The organism is Vibrio sp. 1402 (assembly GCF_033340275.1).
In genome coordinates this window covers 109,544-129,712 of record NZ_JAWOWE010000005.1, presented here as the reverse complement: position 1 = coordinate 129,712, position 20,169 = coordinate 109,544, and the positions used below count along the sequence as shown (strand labels likewise).

Sequence of the window (20,169 nt, the reverse complement as noted above, 5' to 3'; positions counted from 1 at the left end):
GAGGCGAAGCAGCACTCTCGCATGGTATCGATTTTATTCAGTGATATAGTTTGATTCAATCAATCTGTAACAAAAATTAGAGAGCAAGATATGCATGAAGTAACTCATGAGACCACGAATAGTACATTCTGGGTTGATTTAGAGCAGGGTTATAAAGCCAAGGTGATTTATCAGCTTAAGGGTAATGTCATGCACATTACATCAACGGTTGTTCCTGAAGCACTGCGAGGTAAGGGGTACGGAAAAGTGATGATGGAAGCGGTGTTGCCAGAAATTGAGTCACTCGGTTATCAAATCAAACCAGTTTGCCCATATGTTATTCACTATATGGAGAAGAACCAAACGTGGTCACATCTGATCGCATGATGAGTAACAACCACCAATGCTACCAAAATATTGGCCAGGAACTCAATCTCGGTAATTACCGCTCTGTAGAAGTCATACAATCGCTATGGGGAGGCTATGGGGAGTTAGTCCGAGTTACTTATTCTACTCGTTCGGTGATCATTAAGCATGTAAAACTCCCTAAGCCTTCAGAGCATCCTAGAGGCTGGAATACGGACCGTTCTCATCAAAGAAAGTTGCACTCTTATCAGGTGGAAGTGAATTGGTATGAGTATTTTTCCGGAGGGGTGGATACTCGCTGCCGAGTACCGCAAGGTCTAAAAACGTTCCAATCGGAGAATGAATGGCTCATTGTGATGGAAGATCTCGCCGAGGTGGGCTTTCCAAAAGTCATCACAGATGCACAGCTAAAGCATCTACAAGCCTGCCTCACTTGGTTGGCGAACTTTCATGCGCGATACATCGATGTTCGTTCTGATAAGTTGTGGCATATCGGTACATACTGGCACTTAGCAACCAGACCCGACGAGCTTGAAGCATTGCAAGACACTGAGCTACAAAATGCGGCTCAATTGATTGATCAAACGCTTTCGCAAGCTAAGTTTAAAACACTAATACACGGTGATGCCAAATTGGCGAACTTCTGTTTTGATGAAGAAGAATCAAACGTTGCTGCGGTTGACTTTCAATACGTTGGATGTGGGTGTGCCATGAAAGATGTGGCACTGTTTATGAGTAGTGCCGTTAAGCCAGAACGTTGTGCAGAGATGGAAGTTTGGGTTTTGGATACGTATTTTGCTCAGTTGCAACACGCGCTAATAGGCTATCAACCGAATCTTGACCCTAATGAAGTCGAGCGTGAATGGCGTCCTTTGTTTGCTGTGGCTTGGGCAGACTTTCAGCGCTTTGTGAAAGGTTGGAGTTCCGACCACTGGAAGATCAATCCCTACACAGAAGCATTGACTCGCAGAGCGTTGGCTTACTTACGAAAGTGAGTCGAAGTTTAAAAAGAAAAGCCTCCAATTAGTAGGAGGCTTTGTTTTATCTTTGGCCTGGTCTGATGCGCGCCATGTAATAGGTATTGATGAATTCACCATCGCGGAAGGAACCGTCAATCGCTTCACCTTCAATTTGAAATCCATGCTTTTTATAAAGCCCAATGGCGGCGTCGTTATCGGCATTGACCTCTATCTGAATTCTTCTCACATTTAACCAGTTATCTGCTAGTTCAGTGACTGTTTCTATCAATTTGCTACCAATACCGAGTCCATGGAAACTATCATGTACTCCGATGCCAAACGATGCCGTGTGCATCGTTCTTGGACGTAGAGAGTGGTGAAAGCCAATATTTCCGACGACTTTACCATCAATTTCAGCGACATAGCTATAAACACCATCAGGTATGTTTGACAACCTTTCCACCCACATCGCGAGCGAAGGCTTTGGGAGTTGCAGGGTTTCACGTTGTGCTTTTGGTTGTGAATAGATTTCTACGAGTGCCGCTGCGTCTTCGACGGTCGTTGGACGTACGATAATTTCCATGCCTCTCTCCTTCGCTTTTTAGTTTTAATTTTTAATCTAACCACAGTTTTCTTATTTGGATAGTGTTTTTTTATGTTTAATGGATAAATGCCTTTTAAATTAGCTTGTTATGATGTGTTTTTTTGAATTTTTAGTAGTGATTTGTCATCGAATTGAACGAGTAGATTGCAAAGGTGTTGAATTATTGTACTGAGAATGGCGCGTACTGCAGAGTATCGTGGTGAATTTCATGTCGCAGTAAATAAACGCATTTAGTCAAACTGTGACGACGGCACTGTGCGTCAGTTGACTTGAATCAATAGAGGATGGAGTTACCTCCTATGAGGTATAGGGAAACGACACGTTTAGGGCTATTTATGCTTAACTTGATAAGGGAGTTTTGTTGAGGAAATAGCATGAAATCCTCTCAGTCTAAAATATCGCAAAGTCGGCGCCGATTTTTGCGTGATACAGCTCGAACTGCGGCTGGTGTTGGCGCAGCTGCGTGTGTATTGGGCTTACAATCGCTACAAAGCCAAGCTCGAGAAACCAAAGGTGTGCCTATTCGTCCGCCTGGTGCATTGCCGGAAGGCGATTTCGAATCAGCTTGTATTCGATGTGGCTTGTGTGTTCAGGCATGTCCTTACGATACCCTGAAACTTGCGACATTACTTTCACCCGTCGCGACTGGCTCACCTTACTTTACTGCACGCGATATTCCCTGCGAAATGTGCGAAGACATTCCTTGTGTTGTCGCTTGTCCGAGTGGGGCGCTGGATCCGAAACTAACCGATATTGATGATGCTCGAATGGGTACAGCGGTTCTTATTGACCATGAAACTTGCCTTAACTGGCAAGGGTTACGATGCGACGTTTGTTATCGCGTTTGTCCGCTGATTGATGAAGCCATCACGTTAGAGATGGTTCACAACGATCGAACTGGCTATCACGCCAAACTTATCCCTACAGTGAATTCCGAAGTGTGTACCGGATGTGGTAAGTGTGAACAAGCGTGCGTGTTGGATGTCGCTGCTATTAAAGTCGTCCCGACGGATTTGGCGAAAGGCAAAGTGGGCAGCCACTACAATTTTGGTTGGAAAGAGCTCGACAAACCACTCGAAAATATCCTCCCTAGTGAGACGCCTGTGCCGGAAGGTGCGCTTGAATCGCTAAAAGGAGGTAAGTAATGGCAAAGAATTTAGCTCAAAATGCTGGCAAAGAAGCGCTTGAAAAGCTTGGTTGGTGGCGCGCGCATCGGTTTTTGATTTTACGTCGGCTATGTCAGTTCACCATCATTGCGCTATTTATGGCTGGGCCGACGCTGGGAATTCTAACTGGTAATCTGTCATCAAGTATGTTGCTCGATACCGTGCCGTTAAGTGACCCGTTAATCGTGCTTCAAGCTTTGGCGACAGGGCATGTTCCGGAGTTTAATGCGTTGTTAGGCGTAGTGATTGTCGTGGTATTTTACGCGATTTTGGCGCCGCGCGCATTTTGTGCTTGGGTGTGCCCGTTGAACATCGTGACAGACTTGGCGGCGTGGTTGCGTCGAAAGTTCAACATTAAAGCGAGCTATCGTTGGTCTCCCATGATTCGTTATTGGCTGATCCCTGTTTTGATGTTGGGCAGTGCGCTATCTGGCGCGATTCTTTGGACATGGTTAGATCCAGTTGCGGCACTGCATCGCGGGTTGGTGTTTGGTATGGGCGCAGGTTGGGTGCTAATCGCCCTAGTGTTTGTGTTGGATTTACTCTTGGTTGAGCATGGGTGGTGTGGGCACTTATGTCCACTGGGGGCTACCTATGGCGTGATAGGCCGAAAAAGCCTGTTGCGCGTTACTGCTGTTCGGCGCGAAGATTGCACCAAATGCATGGATTGCTTTTACGTTTGCCCAGAACCAGAAGTGCTTCGGCAGCCTTTGAAAGAGGGAGATCGTCGAGTTATGGATCAAAACTGCATTAGCTGTGGCCGTTGTTTGGATGTGTGTCCAGAACATGTGTTTGAATTTAAAAATCGCCTATCAGTAAAAGTCATTGATTAAGCCACTGAGCACATTTACTCATGCTTTAGTTCTCTTGATACTTGAACATCGCGCTTAGCCAAGGAATTGAGTGCGATGTTTATCTTCATAACAATATTCCTCAGCCATATCAGCTTGCTCTGGGTTGAAAATAATAATGATATTGCGAATTTGTTACATTTAAAGCTATGATGATGCCTTCATATTTAAAGGAAACATCATGACTACCTCATCGCACGGCTGGAGAACGCCGCAAAATTTCCTCCTGTTAATTTCCATTATCGTGCCCATTGCTTTTTCTACCTGGATGGCGTTGTTGAACAACTTTGTTATAGAGAAAGCAAACTTTGATGGTGCCGACATAGGCCTATTGCAAAGTGTGCGCGAAATTCCGGGTTTTTTGGCCTTTACCGCCGTGTTTGTATTGCTGTTTATCCGAGAGCAACGCTTTATGCTCGTCTCTTTGGCGATGCTTACGCTTGGTACGGCATTAACAGGTTATTTTCCCACTTTGTACGGTCTACTTTTTACAACCTTGTTAATGTCCACCGGCTTCCATTACTTTGAAACACTCAAGCAGTCTTTGTCTTTACAATGGCTATCTAAAGAAGAAGCGCCAGAAATGCTGGGTAAGTTTATTTCTGTTGGAGCTTTGGCTTCTCTGTTTACCTACGGCGCCATTTGGGTTTCGCTCGAACAGCTCAAACTTGATTTTAAAACGGTCTATTTAATGGCTGGTGGTTTAGGTTTTGTGCTCATTTTGGTGATGGCATTTGCCTTCCCACAATTTAAGACAAAAGTGCCTCAGAACAAGAAGCTCATCCTGCGTAAACGTTACTGGTTATACTATGCGCTTACGTTTATGAGTGGAGCACGCCGTCAAATTTTTACGGTGTTCGCTGGTTTCTTGATGGTAGAAAAGTTTGGTTACTCCGCCGCAGATATTACGTTGCTGTTCCTGATTAACTATGTCTTTAACTTCTTGTTTGCGAAGCGAATAGGCCGTTTTATCGGCGTTGTAGGTGAGCGCAAAGCGTTGATGTTTGAATACGTCGGTTTGATCTTCGTGTTTGTCGGGTACGGTTTGGTGCAAACGGCTGAGTGGGCGGCAGCATTGTATGTTGTCGATCATCTATTTTTCGCGTTAGCGCTTGCGATTAAAACCTACTTCCAGAAAATTGCCGACCCAGCAGATATGGCGTCGACCGCGGGCGTTGCGTTTACGATTAACCATATTGCGGCGGTTGTAATACCTGTTACGTTTGGTGTGATTTGGCTGGTTTCACCTGCTAGCGTATTTTACATCGGCGCTGGTATGGCAGCAGTGAGCTTGCTGTTGTCACTCAATATTCCAGCGAAGCCGGAAGAAGGCAACGAAACTCGCTTGTTGAAGTGGAGTTAAGTTGGTACTCACTATCTAATCATTAAAGCGAATACCTGTAATTAGACTCGCTAAAAAGGGTGCTTATGCGCCCTTTTCTTTTTATTGCAAATAGATAATCCCTCCAATGGTTGTCAATGCATGCCACGTCCGTTAGGGTTTAGAACTAAGTATTTCGAAATAACTTGGGCATAACTGACGCGAAACAATAAGAGGGGAGCTATACAGTGCAGATACATGGCAGAGAGTTGGATTTAGATCTAGGAAGCCGTCACATCGTTATTCAGCGCCGCTATGAGGCGTTAGGTGCTGCAAACGACCTACTCATTGCTATTTGGTTTTTAATTGGTAGCTTTTTCTTTTTGAATGATTCGTTGATTGAAAGTGGTACTTGGCTTTTCATCGTGGGCAGTGCGCAGTTGATCATTAAGCCCCTGATAAAACTGATGAGTTTAGTTCATGTTGGTCGTTTGAATAAGCAACTTTCTGGCACATCAGCGAGCCGCTGAAATTACCGCTTCTTTTGAATACTTGCAAGCAAGAAGCCAGCAGGCGAGTTATCGAGGGGAAAGACGGAAGATAACGTGGTCACAACACTAACCACGTTATGTTCAGTTTGAAGCTTCAGAATTTAAAACGGATACCAGAACAGTTGTGTGTCCATCACGCGCTTGCTGATCGCAGCAATCACTATCACCGCAATCCCAGCCATGCAGATCATATCGGCTTTGGTCAGTGGTTTTAAGCTGTACCAAGTGCGAGAGGAGTGGCGGCCAAAACCACGTAGCGTCATCGCGTTTGAGATTTGATCGGCTCTGTCTAAACTAGAGAAAATCAGAGGTCCAAGAATCTTCGCGACGTTCTTCATACGAGTGAACAACGGAGCCTTCTTGCTCAGTTCTACTCCGCGTGCTTGTTGCGCGTGCATGATGTTAACAAAGTCCTTTTTCACTTCCGGCAAGTAGCGCAGCGTTAAGCTTACGGCATAGGCGATTTTGTAAGGTACACCCAAGCGGTTCAAGCTGGCTGAAAACTCCGTCGGGTGAGTGGTAAATACAAACACCAACGCGATTGGAAACATGCTGAAGTATTTCAACGTCACTGTTACTAGGTAAAACAACGTCTCTTGAGTGAGCGAGTAATTACCGGGTAACGAGAGTAAAACCGTTGATGAGCCCATGAACTCAGTACCTTGTTGCGGTGCTAACGCGAACATAAACAGGGCATTGATCAGCAATACCGTGCCTGTACCGAATAACAGCGGTTTGTAGACATGAAAGGGCACTTTGGTCATTTTCAATAAGCCTACACCAAGCACGATCAACAGCGCGATGATTCGCAAGTCAAATGTGGTCAACACCACCGTTACCCAAGCAATGAAAAGCAAGAACTTAGTAATGCCATTCAACTTATGAAGTGGTGATTGGGTATCGATGTAGTTGATACCAAACTTCATCTTATTGTCTTTCATGCCACAGCTTTCTCTGGTTGGTTTACTTCGCCGCTTTTTCGTTGGCGGTGCGCTTTTTCTACATTGATAAAGTGCTGCATAAAGCCATTGGTGTCTTCGATGCCAACTTTCGTAGCCAACTCAAACAGACTTGTTGTGGTGAGGTTTGCTTGGTCTAGTAGCTCTGGACTGCTGAATACCTGCGTCATTGGTGCATCCGCGACTAATTTACTGTCTGCAATCACGATAGAGCGCGTGGTGTATTCCAGCACTAAATGCATGTCATGAGAGATGATCATCACGGTTACGCCCAACTCGCGATTGAGCTTTTCGATGAAACTCAGCATAGACGTGTAGTTTCGATAGTCCTGACCTGCCGTCGGTTCATCAAGGATCAGAAGCTCTGGTTCCAATACCAAAATTGACGCAATGGTTACGCGCTTTTTCTGGCCGTAGCTCAATGCTTCGATTGGCCAGTGACGGTATTTGCTCAAACCGCACAGCTCAAGGACTTCAAATACTTTAGCTTCGATTTGTTTCTCTTCAACGCCACGATTACGGAGGCCGAAGGCCACTTCGTCGAAAATCATGTGATGGGAAATCATGTGATTCGGGTTTTGCATCACCACGCCCACTTTCTGGCTACGCTCGAAGATGGTCAGTTCGTTAAGATCTTGACCATTTATGCTCATTGAGCCGCTATCCGCTTCAATAACGCCCATAATCAGTTTGGTGATGGTCGATTTACCCGAGCCATTTTTGCCAAGTACAGAGACAAACTCGCCACGCTTGATGTCAAAACTCACGTCTTCTAACGCGTTTTTCTCACCGTCGTAAGAATAGGTGAGGCCACGGACTTCAAGCAAAGTCTCGGCTGGCGTTTTAGGTGGTTGTGCTGTTGAACCATCAAACCATGCTTGTACCGCTGGTTTATATAGCTCCAACGGTAATGTAGTTAAGCTAGAAGGTTTTGCATCGCCCTCAATCGCGCAGCCTGCTTCTTTTAGTGCTGAAATATAAAGCGGTTCGCGGATGCCGTAATCTTCTAGCAGAGGCGACGCTAAAATTTCATCTGGCGTTGTATCGGTAATGATTTCGCCGCTTTCCATCAAGATAATACGGTCAACTGAGCAATGCAGAACGTCTTCAAGACGATGCTCAATGATTACGATGGTTTTGCCCGTTTCGCGGTGTAGATCATCGATAATCTCGATGGTTTTTTTACCCGTTTTAGGGTCAAGCGCAGCTAGTGGTTCATCAAACAAAAGGATATCGACGTCATCGACGAGAATGCCCGCCAAAGAAACACGCTGTTTCTGCCCGCCAGATAAATCGTGGGGTGAGCGATCTAACATCTGTTCCAAGTCGACCATTTTGGCCGTGGCTTTGACCAATGGGTACATGTCGATATTTGAAGTTAGCTGGTTCTCCAGCGCAAATGCAATGTCTTCGCCAATGCTCAAACCGACAAATTGGCTGTCCGTATCTTGCAGTACGGTGCCAACTTGCTCAGTGTATTGGTGCATGTCGAAAGGGGCGGTGTCTTGACCATTGATGGTCAATGTTCCACTGGTTTCCCCTTTGATTGCGTGTGGGATCAGTCCGTTAAGACATTGCCCAAGGGTAGATTTACCACTACCACTTGGACCGATAATGACGATTTTCTCTCCTTTCTCTATCCTTAGATTGATATTTTTTAGCGTCGGTTTGTCCAGCGACTCATATCTAAAAGAGAAGTTAGAAAATTCGATTGTCATTCGACATTAAGCCTCTGTTAAGTTACGGCTTTGCTTGTTACGTTTAGCGACAGACTTAAGAATGAAGAAGCCAACAATAGCAATAAGAATGGTGTTACCGATCGCGATAATAGAAAGCTGGGTAAACACTTTAGTGAACGGTTCTGCGTATAAAATCGTGTCGAGGAATGCAGAGCAGCCGTAACCAAATACGTTGCCTAATAGCGCAAGTACTACGAATAACGCGAAGTCTTTCATATTGAAATCACCTTTCTCCAAACGGTAGCGCGTTAGAGAAGGGAATAGACCGATAATCAAACCAACAATACCTGAACCAAGTACCCAAGTGAGCCATACGCCCCAACCTGCAAATAGGTCAGTAACCCAGTGACCAATAAAACCAACCAAGAAGCCAACAAGTGGTCCAAATAGTACTGAGAACAATGCTAATACTGCCATTGCTGGTTTTAGCGTTGTGTTTGCAAACACAGGGATGCCAAACATAGGTAAGCCGCCGATACCGTAAAGAGCAGCACCGATTGCAATAACCACAACAGTTTTAGCGGAAAGATTCATAGATAACCTCAGTTCAATAGTCGATTTTAAAGAACGTTCATTTATATTGTTGGAAAGCGTTAGTTATTTGATTGTGTAACATATATTCAAAACAACCAAGCTGCTTATTGTTTGCTCTATTTTTCTTCAGGAAATGTGTGATTTGATTCACGCATCCCTTTGACTGGCTTTGGTTTTAGCAAGCATTAAAAATAAGGCGCGCATTATACAGAATATTAATAAAAGTGGGAATGCTATCTATCTGGATGGCTAGAATGAATCAGGGGCTGATCGTCAGCCCCTGATTACACGGTTTGATGTTATTTTTACCAATAAATGAATGCGCTATATGTTCATTAATGGTCGAGGTATAAATAGTTCTGCCAGCTCTTCATACGAATAAGCACTTTGCGCATCACTGATACGTGAGTAAAGCTGTCTGAATAAACTGCAACTTCAACCGCAGTACCCATTGGTAGGTGGTATCCACTCAAGTCGTCGGTAATTTTCAGCTTCGCAAAAACACGTCCGCTCGTGCGCAAGGCATCAGTCCCAAGCAGAGCGCCTCGCGCTTGAATTTGGCTTTCACCAATGGCTGGAATCACGTCAATGACTTCGCCACGGAACACTTTGCCCGGAATTGCGCGGAACATAAATTCTGCTTCAAAGCCTGGCTTCAAGCGTTGTAATGAGTTCTGTCTGAATGCCGCGGTGTACGTAATGTCTTCGGTATGTACGAAGGTCATTGCCGGGGCAAGTGGCAACGGCACAGCCATAACACCAGGACGCAAAGCCAATTGCGTAACGTAACCATCGGTTGGCGCACGAACGACGGTTTGCTCTAGGTTAAACTCTGCTTTACGCAGCTCGGCAAGAAGTTGCGCGACTTGGGTATTTTCGCCTCCGATTTCAGAGTCCAGAGCGATTTGCGCTTGTTCTTGTTGCAAAATCGCAACGTCTAACATGGCTTCTGCCGCTTTATACGCTTGGCGTCGAGTATCTAAATCTTGTTCAGTAAACGCGCCACGATCAAAGCCCCTTTGATATCGGCTAAACTCCCTTTGTGCTTTATCTCTGTCCGCTTGCGCTTTCAATACAGCAGCTTCTGCTTCTCTTAGATCAGACTCTAAACCCAACGCACCTTGGCTTGCTTCTTTGACTTTCGCTTCAAGGCGAGCAACTTCTGCTTCAAAAGGCACAGGATCGATTTTGAAAAGAATATCGCCCGTTTTGAGCGGTTGGTTGGCTTGGACTGGCACTTCCACCACGCGGCCACGCACGCCAGAGACGATAGGCGTAGTCGGGAACACTTGGTTACCCAATTGAGTAAATGGGTGGTTGTAGTTCATAAGCAGCACGAGTGTGCCCACTAACACTACGCCGCCAAGTACGGCGGTTGGAACGGTCCATTTGTTTAGAGGAATATTGAAAATTTTAAAAATGGCAATACAAAGAGCGGCGTAAGTCAGAATCAGCAATAAGTCCATTATTCGTCCTCTTTACTTTGTTCAGGCAAAGGCTTTTGCTGAATCTTTTGTTGTTTCAACATCGATACTTGGTTTTTGAGTTCGTTGACTTCATCGATGAGTTCTTCAAGGCGGTGATGAATGTCGTGTGTTTCTTGTTCTAGTTGTTTAAAACCCCAGCCGCGTTCCTTGCGCCATAATGTTGCCCAGATCCATAAAAATGGCCACAGCGCATGCAAAGTGAAAAGGCTGACCCAGCCAGCGTAGTGAATTGCGTCTTGGTGCGGGTGCTCTCTCTCTTTGGCGATTTCATATGGAATATCATGGATGACAATGATTCCGTAAAAGATCACTAAAGCAACGAAGATGAGTAACCCAAGTGCAAAATAGTCTAGAAACATCTTACCTACCTGTGCGTATTGCGAAATGGAAAATCTACGTAAATTAACAATTTAAGTATTTGTCTTAACTACAGATGAATCAAGCGGTTTTTATGTAGGAATTATGTTTATGCGATGTAAGTATCCACTGATGTTTATTGGCAGTTAAGGTGTTGCTGAGTACTTATTTAAACAAGCAGTGAAGTGATATAGGAAGGATAAGTAAAAAGTATACTAAAGCCCCAGGTGTCAACCGGGGCATGGTTTAAAGTTCGGTACAGACTTGGTTTCTGCCATTGGCTTTGGCGCGATAAAGAGCTTTGTCTGCACGATAAAAAGTTCGCTGAGTATTCTCGCCTTCTCGATGCAAGGTAATCCCTATGGATACGGTCAGCCCCCGTTCACCAAGAATATCGTCCCAACCATATTGATAAATCCGTTCACGATAATTCTCGGCATGCATTTCTGCGCGTTCCAGTTGGGTATTCTCAAGGATCACGAGGAACTCTTCACCACCAAATCGTACGCACGATGCGCCTTTAAATCTGAAGTAGGACGCCAGTTCCTGTGACACACTTTTGATCGCTTTGTCGCCAACCAAGTGGCTTAGTTCGTCATTGATGGATTTGAAGTGATCGATATCGATGACCATCAATGCAAATGCAGTATCGTGCAGAAGTAGATCTTTTAGTTTAACTTCTAACCAGCGTCGGTTGTGTAAAGACGTAAGTGGATCGGTAAAGACGTCCTGCTGTAGCTGAGCAACAGTATTTTTATGCTGCTTGGTGGTTTCTTTTAGTTCTTTGTTTTCTAGCTCTGACAAAATGAGTTTGAGTTGTAACTCAAAGCGTGAAAGTCGGCGTAGTTGAGCAGACCCTAACTCACCGATCGGAATATGTTTTACAAGATCAGATTCGATTCTATGCGCTTTTTTTTCACAATTTAATGCTTCTTGATACAACCCTTGAGAGGCGTAAACTTGACTCATCGCGTTATAAAAATGTTGAGTAACGATAGGAGATAGTTGCTTTTGAATCCTTTTACTGATGGAGTCCAACGTTAAATTAGCTAAAGAAGTGTGCCCTACACCGTTTAGACAATACGCAGTCTCAATTTTGACCATCGTGGATAACCAGTATGTCGTGGCACTACCCGTTGTATACTGAACATTCGAAATAGCCAGCAACGCATTGGGGTAGTCTTCTTGCAGACGATGTAATTTGGCTCGGTAGAGGTGAATTTGTGCGGCGAGGTTTTTATCACTGACGAGAATGCTCAGTTCTTCACATTCACTCAATAGTTCTTTGGCGTCTGCGGTACGGTTCAAGCTGATATAACAGGCAAGCATGTACAGCTTGTAACGAAGGCGTAGGGATCGACTGCCAATAGCGTGATCGATAGCATCTATTTTTTGATAATAACGTAATGCACGTTGGTGATCCCCATGGGCATCGCACAAATTACCCATTCCAATAATGGCCAATACGTACTCATCAATATAGCCGTACTCGACGGCGATATTGGTTGAAGCAACATACTCGGTTAATGCCGCATTGTAGTCACCTACTTCAACCAAACGCTCACTCAAGCTTGCTTTCACAGAAAGAATATCTTCTACATCCTCTGGTAAAACAAGCAACTCAAGCGCTTGTTTCAATTCACTAATGCTGTCGTTGAGCTGTTTGATCTCTCTTCGATACTCGGCGCTAATGATATAGCAATGCGCTTTCTCTCGGTTTGTTGACGCAATATGTAACCCTATGTGTTCCCATAGCGTAATCGCTTCTTCACCTGAAACGGAAGAAGGATCGATACCTGCGTCAGTCACCTTGCTAAGCAGTTGTTCCATTCTTCATTACCTCAATATAACTTTCTTCGAGCTGTTCTAACGTGAATGGGAAGGTCAGGATATCTTGCAAATACAGTATCGGTTTCGGGCCTTTGATTCCGCGTCGCTTCCATGGATAGATGTCTAACATCGCTTGGACAGTGCGGTAGACCTCTTCTGCTGCTTGACCTTTTTCTGCAATTAACATTGCTAGCCTGTTACTGGAAATTCTCGAGATGAGGTCGCTGGAGGTTGTCAATGCATGAACGAGCTCGGTACAAACATCGAGAACTTCGGGGTTTGAATGCTGAATCATAATGATGGCGTGGTTAGAGCGTTTGAGCTCCGTTTTAAACAAAACTAACTGTTCCCACCAGTAGGTCTCAGAAACGACATTAGAGAACTGTTTTTCAGGGTCGTATTCGTGTTGAGAGCGAATATGATTGATCAGCTTACGTGCTCGCTGCTCTAGTTGGCGTTTAGAGCCTCTTGCTTTATCCATGCTGATTCGATGAGTTTGTTCTTTGAGCATTTTGAGTGCGTGCTTACGGTATTTCTTGAACGCGTTAAACGCAGACTCAAAGTCACCTTGTTCTTCAGCGACTCGTGATTGTTGGAAGCAAATTTGGCTGAGTAGCTCACCGTGGTCGAAACTGAGTGCAGACTCTTCTGCTGCAAGTAGCAACTTGGCAGCGCTGTCTGTATTTTGGCGCAAAAGCTCAAGTCTTGCTCGGCTAATAAAAGAGTGTGCTTTCATCCAAACGAGGTCATGCTCAATGGCGAGCTGGTGGGCTTTTTGGGTGGCTTCTTCGGCCGCATCAAGGCGTTCTAGTCCAAGCAGTGCTAACCCTTTAAAGTCCCAGATCTCGGCTTGCCATGTACTATCATCATGATCTTTTAATACTTCGGTTGCTCCATCCAGTACCGTAAGCATCTCGACAAACTTATTTAGTAAGTAATAGTCCCAAGCTAATAAGATGCGCGCTTTACCTTCTAACCAAGCAATACGAACATTGTTTGCCACTTTAACGGCTAACTCATGAGTTGAAGCGGCAAGTTGGTGTTCATTAGTGATGCGCCATACATTACCAAGCCCAATTAGAGATTCGATTTGAATTTCAACATCATCAACGAGAGCAGATTGTTCGAGCGCATTAATCCAATATTGTTGCGCGGAATAATACTTTGCTTGGCCCCAATATTGGAGAGCAAAAAGATGGAGAATTTCCGGGAGATGATCGTCGGTTTCAAGCTGTGTTTGTTTGCTGTAAGCGTCTTTGACGAGTTTTAAGCCTTGTCGGTAATCCATTAGGCACCAACAGCATTGCGCCATGATGAGTAAGGCTTTGATCTCTCCGTCCACAAATAAAATTTGTTCCGCGCGGATACGATATTGCTGCGCAATATTAAAGGTATGTTTAGGGGCCGATTTTATTTGGCCTTTAAGCTTAGTGAGATCATCTTCTAGCTGAATTTGGTTTTTATCCAACGTTCACATCCATGACTATCGAACTGGAAATCACACCTAATATTAAGTGGTTAGATGCATGTTTCTTTACCAAAGCGATGCGGATAACGTTTTGGTAAACGATCAGGGGCCGTAATGTATACCGTTACAACCCCTAATTACTACATCTAAATTACCAATAGAATAGCTACGATAGGAGCTGTTTGATTGTCAAAGGTGCATCAGAGACTTCTAACCTTTGTGCAGCGGTAAGACCTTGTTTATCCTGATAGCACAAATTATGCCAAGCTCTGAATATATCTAAAAGAGGTAAAATACCAGCAGGTCGTAATTTGCGACGTGGCTCGTTAATGAAGCTTTCGAAAAGAATCTGAAAGCGGTTTTGATAAAACTTCACATGACGAGTTGTCGCAACGTTAAACCATTTTTCAGGCTCATTTTGATCGCCAGCGAGGTAGCAAATGCCTTTGTGGTTTTCGTTTTGACTAGAGATTGCCCAACGATCGCGCCACCAACTCATATAGGCGATATCGACTTTGCCAAAGGGAGTGCTCATGTCCCAACTAGCGTCCTCTTCTACGTACATCAAGTCGACACTTTTCTCTTTAATACGAGGTAAACAAACGCTCAGTGCAGCTGAACGTAGTAGGGGATCTTGAGGCATGTATAGAGATACACGTTTGTTTGGGCAGCACATATCAAGTACGTGCAAATAGTGTGCATACGAGGTGTATGGCGGACGGACTAATGCCCCTTTTGAAGGGTAATGAAATACAGATAGATTACCAAGAGGGTCTTCTACGTTACCGCGAGCCAAAATTGTTTGGTATTTTTGGTCAATTCGCTCTCTGAGGTGATAAGAAGGTTCCGCAAGCGGCTCACTTGCTTCCGCTACATACTCCTGGGAAACAAAACGAGACACCTCATCGTAAGGATTATGATCGAGCGTTGCGATTGGCTCTTCATCAGCGGAATAATTGACGTGCTGGCAAAGAATATAGCCAGAATGCGCTTCGCCAGAAACAATCCAATACACACCATTATTGCTGTTCGGTTGCAATGCAATATAGTTTGAGGCCAATTCATAATACGTTGCGTGGTTTACCCAGCGCGCATCAATGGTTGCCAGCTTGCGGCGGCAGCGGCTAGCTATATGGTCAACATGATCGTAAAAGGTTTTTGGGTTAATACTAAGCTTGCGGCAGATTTCTCGTACGGAATATCCCGTAAACAATAAACCCATCAAGTTCTCTTGAAATTGAAGCTTCTTGTTGGCACCAGACCACTTGTCGACAAAGGTACTTTGACACACTTTACAGCGGTAACGTTGGCGATCGCCACTGTAACCGAAAGCGTGATAGAGGTGTTTGTGAGTGTGGACAGAAAGTCCAAAGTTGTCGCAATCATCATTACGGCAAGCAGGCAACCCGTCACTGTGGACGTGCCGCAGGCGATGAAGTTCGTTCACGACATCGCGATTATTAAGTAAGGGGGGGAAAGCTCCACATTCACGGCATACCATCGCCGGACGCTTAGGGTTCGCATGTTGCAGAACGTAACGCTTTGCATCACTCAATCCAAAGTTGTCACACGCCAATGTTTTACAAAAGTTGAGTTGTAACCCATCTGCGTCTTTTGGCAGTTCGCCGTTAGACACAATCGCCCCCTCGGGATAATTCGGGCAGCCAGCATAACTCTGGCTGCAAATTATTACTTACTATTTGTTCTTAGATGTTGATTGCAGTTTCTAGTGCAACTTTCATCATGTCGTTGAACGACTTCTGACGCTCTTCTGAGCTTAGTTTTTCACCACGGATGATGTGGTCAGAAACTGTCAGGATAGTCAGTGCTTTCGCGCCTAGGTCAGCTGCTACGCCGTAGATACCAGCCGCTTCCATGTCTACACCTAGGATGCCTAGTTTTTCCATCTTCTCGAAGATGTCTGCTTCTGGTGTGTAGAACAGGTCTGCAGAGAATACGTTACCTACTTTTACAGGCACTTCCTGAGCGCGCGCTTGGTTAACTGCTTCTTCTAGAAGACCGTAATCAGCGATTGCTGCGAAATCGTGGTTGTTGAAACGGATACGGTTAACTTTAGAGTCTGTAGAAGCACCCATACCGATAACAACGTCCATTAGTTTCACGTCGTCACGTACTGCACCACAGCTACCTACACGGATAACGTTTTTCACGCCGTATTCAGCGATTAGCTCGTGTACGTAGATACAGCAAGACGGGATACCCATGCCGTGGCCCATTACAGAAACTTTTTTGCCTTTGTAAGTGCCAGTAAAGCCGAACATGTTGCGAACGTCACAAACTTGTTTCACATCTTCTAGGAACGTTTCAGCGATGTATTTAGCGCGCAACGGGTCGCCTGGCATCAGAACTGTTTCAGCGAAATCACCTGGTTGTGCGTTAATGTGTGGGGTTGCCATAAGTGCTCTCCAAAGTTTTGTTTTGATAAAACGCCTCTATTATAGAACGCTATTACCAATTCTGTTGAACTTGTTCGTTTTCGTTGAGGCAATAATATCGGGACGTACAGTAGCCCCTTGAGAGCTTAGTCACAAAAACCACGTATTTAGAAACTGCAACTCCTATTGATAACTAAATCTGTTGAAACCAAAAGAGCAATCGATTTGCTTTTGAGCAGTTTGTCGATTGCGCGCACAAATTCTTTGTTTTTGGGCCAAACTTTTTTCTGAAAGCTGGTTGATCGAAATACTTTCGAGTGAAGTAAAACGATTAAATTGTACAACTTATTTTCTTGTACAATCTGGAAAGGCTTGCTATAAGTTATACAACAAAACTTTTTGTATAGGGATGCGTCATCATGGAATCTTCAATCAAAGTAGGTATCAGTTCGTGTGTTTTGGGTGAACGAGTGCGTTTTGACTCTGGTCATAAGGTGAGCAACTTTGTGACTAAAGAGCTCAGCCCGTATTTTGACTTTGTTTCGGTATGCCCTGAAGTCGGCGTAGGTATGCCAGTACCCCGTCCAACAATTCGTCTTGTTTCTAATGAAGAGCGTGTTGCATTGGTTGAAACCAAAAATCCAGAAAATGATCATACCGACAATATGCTCACTTACTCGGCCAATAAAGTAGATGAACTTCAAAGCGAGCAGCTTTGTGGTTACATCGTTTGTGCCAAGTCACCAACTTGTGGCATGGAGCGAGTCAAGGTTTACAGCAAGAACAGTGCTGCGAAAGAAGGTGTTGGCTTGTATACACAAACATTGATGCAAAAAATGCCTTGGTTGCCTGTTGAAGAGGATGGCAGACTTAACGACCCTGTATTGAAAGAAAATTTTATTACTCGAGTATTTTGTCTAAATGACTTTTACGACTCGATGGATGGTGAGCCTACTCGTGGCAAAATCATCGACTTTCATTCGCGCTACAAACTGACGTTAATGGCACACCACCCAGAGTCATACCGATCCCTTGGCCGCTTAGTTGCCGATGTCGCTAATTATGAAATTGAAGACTTTTACCAAGAGTATCGTTTAGGACTGATGAAGGCGTTAACGAATCGGGCTAGCCGCAAAAATAACACAAATGTGTTGATGCATTTACAAGGGTACTTCAAACGCTCACTAACTAAAGAAGAAAAAGAAGAGTTAGCGACAGTGATTCACGACTACCGTATTGGAATGCTGCCTCTGCTAGCACCACTTACGTTGATTAAGCATTACTTAAATACTTACCCAGACGAGTATTTATCAAAACAGAAGTTTTTAGAACCGTATCCGCAGGAGATGAGATTACGCTATGGTTTGTAGTTCAGAAGAAAAACTATACGCGATCCGAGATGTCGCAGAAATCACGGGTGTAAAACCAGTTACGCTGAGAGCTTGGCAACGAAGATACAACTTGATCCAGCCTCAGCGAACTGAAAAAGGACACAGACTCTATCGCCAGCAAGATCTCGATACGATTCGCGAAGTCCAGAGTTGGCTCGCGAAGGGGATTTCGATTGGTAAAGTGAAGGGGCTGCTAGGAAAAAGCGCCGATGTCGAAGTCAAAAACGAGGTTCGCACACTCGAAGAAGTTGAAAACATGCTGCTTGCGCTGTCTACCCTGAATCGAGGAAAAGCAGAGAGTTTACTTGCCTCTGTTCTTAAAGAGTACCCACTAAAACTCGTTATTGATCAGTTTATTAGCCCAGTATTTGATGCGCTAGATATGGTAAAAGGATCGTTGCGATCCTTGCAGGTGGGGTTATTTCAGACTTGTTTGATCACTCGTCTTGCCCTTGTTATCGATTCTGAAAACAAAGCCGCTTCCAAAGGAAAGTGTCTGCTCATTAGCTTTGAACAAAACAGAGAATCTGAGAGTTGGATTCAAGCAGCGAAGCTTTGTGAACAAGGGTATCACACGACTTTGATCGATAAGGTTGATGATGTTTCTGGTCTACTAGATCACGAGGTCATTGAAAATGGTTCGTTTATCTACCTTTTCTCCAATAAAGCACTAGCTGCTAAACAAGTAGCGTCCATCAAAATGCTTCACGCACAGCTAGGTGATCGGATGGGGTGCTCTGAAGTGATAGAGAAATTACACCTAACTTAGTAGACAAAAGATAGGAGCTACCATGATTTTAGTATGGTTTCGACGTGACTTGCGTACGTTAGACCACACGGCACTCAAAGCGGCATTGGATTCAGGTCAGCCTGTCGTCGCTTGCTTTATCGCGACGCCAGAGCAGTGGCGGGAGCATCACATGGCGCCGATGCAGGCAGACCTCATTGCTCGTCGCTTAGCTTGTCTTAACGAGGAGCTTGAAAGCCTTAATATTCCTTTTTTGTACAAAGAGGTGCCGTCGTTTTCCGATTGTACAGATGTGATTAGTGGGTGGGCGGAAACACTTGAAGCCACGTCTGTCATGGCAAACATTCACTATGAGGTGAACGAACGAGAGCTCGATACACAAGTAAGTGAAGCGTTAGCTTCTCACGATATCGAATTTGAACTGTTTCATGACAAATGTGTGCACGCGCCAACGACGGTTCTTAATAAGCAAGGCGAATATTTTAAGGTATTTACGCCATTCAAGCGTGCTTGGTTAACGCAGTTCCATATGCCGACGGTAGTAAAACCTCACGAGCAAGCGCCACTCAATAAAAAGGTACTCGAACAATTAGAGTCGGCTCGATTTAATTCAAGCTTCACATTTAGCTATCCTCGAGAATCCAGTGAAGACTGGCTGGCTTCGACTAATGATATTTTGAAGCAGCTTAGGGAATTTGCACGGGAGCGCAGTGACGCGTATCAAAGCGAGCGAGACTTTCCAGCTATTGATGGCACTAGCCAACTGTCTCCATACCTTGCGATTGGCGCACTATCACCAAGGCAGTGTATTGCTCGTTTGTATGCTGAAAATCAACAAAATGACCTTACAGAAGGGAAAGCAACTTGGCTAAGTGAGATCATTTGGCGTGAGTTTTATCAGCACCTATTGGTTTTCGAACCAAAACTCGTCAAAGGCAAAGGATTTATCGATTGGGAGGATAAAATCCAGTGGTCCTATGATGAGAAAGCCTTTGAGCGATGGAAGACAGGAACAACAGGATACCCAATCGTTGATGCAGCAATGCGTCAGCTCAATCAAACAGGCTGGATGCACAACCGATTACGTATGATTGTCGCGAGCTTTCTTACCAAGGACTTACATATTGATTGGCGATGGGGAGAAGCGTACTTCATGAGTAAGCTGGTGGACGGCGATTTTGCAGCGAACAATGGTGGCTGGCAATGGTCTGCTTCTACGGGCTGTGACGGGCAGCCATACTTTCGTATTTTCAACCCGATAAGCCAAGGCGAAAAGTTCGATGCTAATGGTGAATTTGTGCGCCACTGGGTACCAGAAATCAAAAGTGTACCGAACAAATACATCCATAAACCTTGGACTTGGGAGGGCTTTTCTTTACTGGAATATCACAAGCCGATGGTTGATCACAAGACAGAAAGAGAGATAACCTTACAGCTCTTTAAAAGTGCCAAGGAATAGAGTG

At 44.7% G+C, this 20,169-nt stretch carries 19 protein-coding genes; 9 read left to right on the top strand and 10 right to left on the bottom strand.

Going from position 1 to position 20,169, the window contains the following annotated elements:
• Positions 1 to 90 precede the first annotated feature (90 nt).
• Together R7044_RS11615 and R7044_RS11610 are read left to right on the top strand one after the other, a co-directional pair.
• The gene (locus tag R7044_RS11615) at positions 91 to 366 is read left to right on the top strand and encodes a GNAT family N-acetyltransferase (RefSeq protein WP_064376386.1); all 276 of its coding nucleotides are present in this window, start codon (positions 91 to 93) and stop codon (positions 364 to 366) included.
• Positions 363 to 1,340, top strand: a complete 978-nt coding sequence (locus tag R7044_RS11610) for a phosphotransferase (protein WP_172563965.1) — start codon at positions 363 to 365, stop codon at positions 1,338 to 1,340. The genes R7044_RS11615 and R7044_RS11610 overlap by 4 nt, the downstream gene beginning before the upstream one ends.
• A gap of 46 nt (positions 1,341 to 1,386) precedes the next feature.
• Here R7044_RS11610 and R7044_RS11605 read toward each other — a convergent pair whose 3' ends face one another.
• The gene (locus R7044_RS11605; protein ID WP_017820512.1) at positions 1,387 to 1,887 is read right to left on the bottom strand and encodes a GNAT family N-acetyltransferase; all 501 of its coding nucleotides are present in this window, start codon (positions 1,885 to 1,887) and stop codon (positions 1,387 to 1,389) included.
• Between the two features lie 395 nt (positions 1,888 to 2,282).
• On the opposite strand from R7044_RS11605, the gene napG reads away from it, so the two are divergent.
• From napG to R7044_RS11585, 4 genes are all read left to right on the top strand, one after another.
• Entirely contained in the window at positions 2,283 to 3,053 is a 771-nt protein-coding gene (gene napG, locus R7044_RS11600) for a ferredoxin-type protein NapG (protein WP_064376387.1), read from the top strand.
• Positions 3,053 to 3,907, top strand: coding sequence for a quinol dehydrogenase ferredoxin subunit NapH (gene napH, locus R7044_RS11595; protein WP_047104522.1), 855 nt, complete (start codon positions 3,053 to 3,055; stop codon positions 3,905 to 3,907). Before napG ends, napH begins: the two co-directional genes overlap by 1 nt.
• A gap of 199 nt (positions 3,908 to 4,106) precedes the next feature.
• Complete coding sequence (locus R7044_RS11590) at positions 4,107 to 5,288, top strand: MFS transporter (protein WP_005375129.1); 1,182 nt, start codon at positions 4,107 to 4,109, stop codon at positions 5,286 to 5,288.
• 206 nt (positions 5,289 to 5,494) lie between these two features.
• Complete coding sequence (locus R7044_RS11585; RefSeq protein WP_025768568.1) at positions 5,495 to 5,776, top strand: YrhK family protein; 282 nt, start codon at positions 5,495 to 5,497, stop codon at positions 5,774 to 5,776.
• 122 nt (positions 5,777 to 5,898) lie between these two features.
• On the opposite strand, the gene R7044_RS11580 is transcribed toward R7044_RS11585, so the two are convergent.
• The 9 genes from R7044_RS11580 to deoD form a co-directional block, all read right to left on the bottom strand.
• On the bottom strand, positions 5,899 to 6,738 hold the full coding sequence (locus R7044_RS11580; RefSeq protein ID WP_033906719.1) for an energy-coupling factor transporter transmembrane component T family protein: 840 nt from the start codon (positions 6,736 to 6,738) through the stop codon (positions 5,899 to 5,901).
• Positions 6,735 to 8,474 carry an ABC transporter ATP-binding protein gene (locus R7044_RS11575; protein WP_225455589.1) on the bottom strand — a complete coding sequence of 580 codons (1,740 nt, stop codon included), beginning with the start codon at positions 8,472 to 8,474 and terminating at the stop codon, positions 6,735 to 6,737. Before R7044_RS11575 ends, R7044_RS11580 begins: the two co-directional genes overlap by 4 nt.
• A 6-nt stretch (positions 8,475 to 8,480) precedes the next feature.
• A complete protein-coding gene (locus tag R7044_RS11570; RefSeq protein ID WP_005375133.1) occupies positions 8,481 to 9,029 on the bottom strand; it encodes an ECF-type riboflavin transporter substrate-binding protein in 549 nt (182 codons plus the stop codon).
• 335 nt (positions 9,030 to 9,364) lie between these two features.
• Positions 9,365 to 10,495: an HlyD family secretion protein gene (locus tag R7044_RS11565; RefSeq protein WP_005375134.1), complete on the bottom strand. Its 1,131-nt coding sequence runs from the start codon at positions 10,493 to 10,495 to the stop codon at positions 9,365 to 9,367.
• Positions 10,495 to 10,875, bottom strand: coding sequence for a DUF3302 domain-containing protein (locus tag R7044_RS11560; protein ID WP_064376388.1), 381 nt, complete (start codon positions 10,873 to 10,875; stop codon positions 10,495 to 10,497). The genes R7044_RS11565 and R7044_RS11560 overlap by 1 nt, the downstream gene beginning before the upstream one ends.
• 244 nt (positions 10,876 to 11,119) lie before the next feature.
• Positions 11,120 to 12,703 (bottom strand): GGDEF domain-containing protein, encoded by a 1,584-nt coding sequence (locus R7044_RS11555; RefSeq protein WP_017820511.1) that lies wholly within the window; start codon positions 12,701 to 12,703, stop codon positions 11,120 to 11,122.
• Entirely contained in the window at positions 12,687 to 14,171 is a 1,485-nt protein-coding gene (locus tag R7044_RS11550; RefSeq protein WP_005375137.1) for a hypothetical protein, read from the bottom strand. Before R7044_RS11550 ends, R7044_RS11555 begins: the two co-directional genes overlap by 17 nt.
• Positions 14,172 to 14,337: 166 nt before the next feature.
• Positions 14,338 to 15,807, bottom strand: coding sequence for a lactate dehydrogenase (locus tag R7044_RS11545; protein ID WP_017820510.1), 1,470 nt, complete (start codon positions 15,805 to 15,807; stop codon positions 14,338 to 14,340).
• Positions 15,808 to 15,877: 70 nt separating this feature from the next.
• A complete protein-coding gene (gene deoD, locus R7044_RS11540; protein ID WP_005375140.1) occupies positions 15,878 to 16,588 on the bottom strand; it encodes a purine-nucleoside phosphorylase in 711 nt (236 codons plus the stop codon).
• A 398-nt stretch (positions 16,589 to 16,986) separates the two neighbouring features.
• Between deoD and R7044_RS11535 the strand changes: the two genes are divergently transcribed.
• Genes R7044_RS11535 through phrB form a run of 3 tightly spaced genes read left to right on the top strand, consistent with a single transcriptional unit; the run spans position 16,987 to position 20,165 of the window.
• Positions 16,987 to 17,937 carry a YbgA family protein gene (locus R7044_RS11535; protein ID WP_005383935.1) on the top strand — a complete coding sequence of 317 codons (951 nt, stop codon included), beginning with the start codon at positions 16,987 to 16,989 and terminating at the stop codon, positions 17,935 to 17,937.
• The gene (locus tag R7044_RS11530; RefSeq protein WP_005375142.1) at positions 17,927 to 18,727 is read left to right on the top strand and encodes a MerR family transcriptional regulator; all 801 of its coding nucleotides are present in this window, start codon (positions 17,927 to 17,929) and stop codon (positions 18,725 to 18,727) included. The genes R7044_RS11535 and R7044_RS11530 overlap by 11 nt, the downstream gene beginning before the upstream one ends.
• Positions 18,728 to 18,749: 22 nt before the next feature.
• A complete protein-coding gene (gene phrB / locus R7044_RS11525; RefSeq protein ID WP_005383934.1) occupies positions 18,750 to 20,165 on the top strand; it encodes a deoxyribodipyrimidine photo-lyase in 1,416 nt (471 codons plus the stop codon).
• The last annotated feature ends 4 nt before the right edge of the window (positions 20,166 to 20,169 follow it).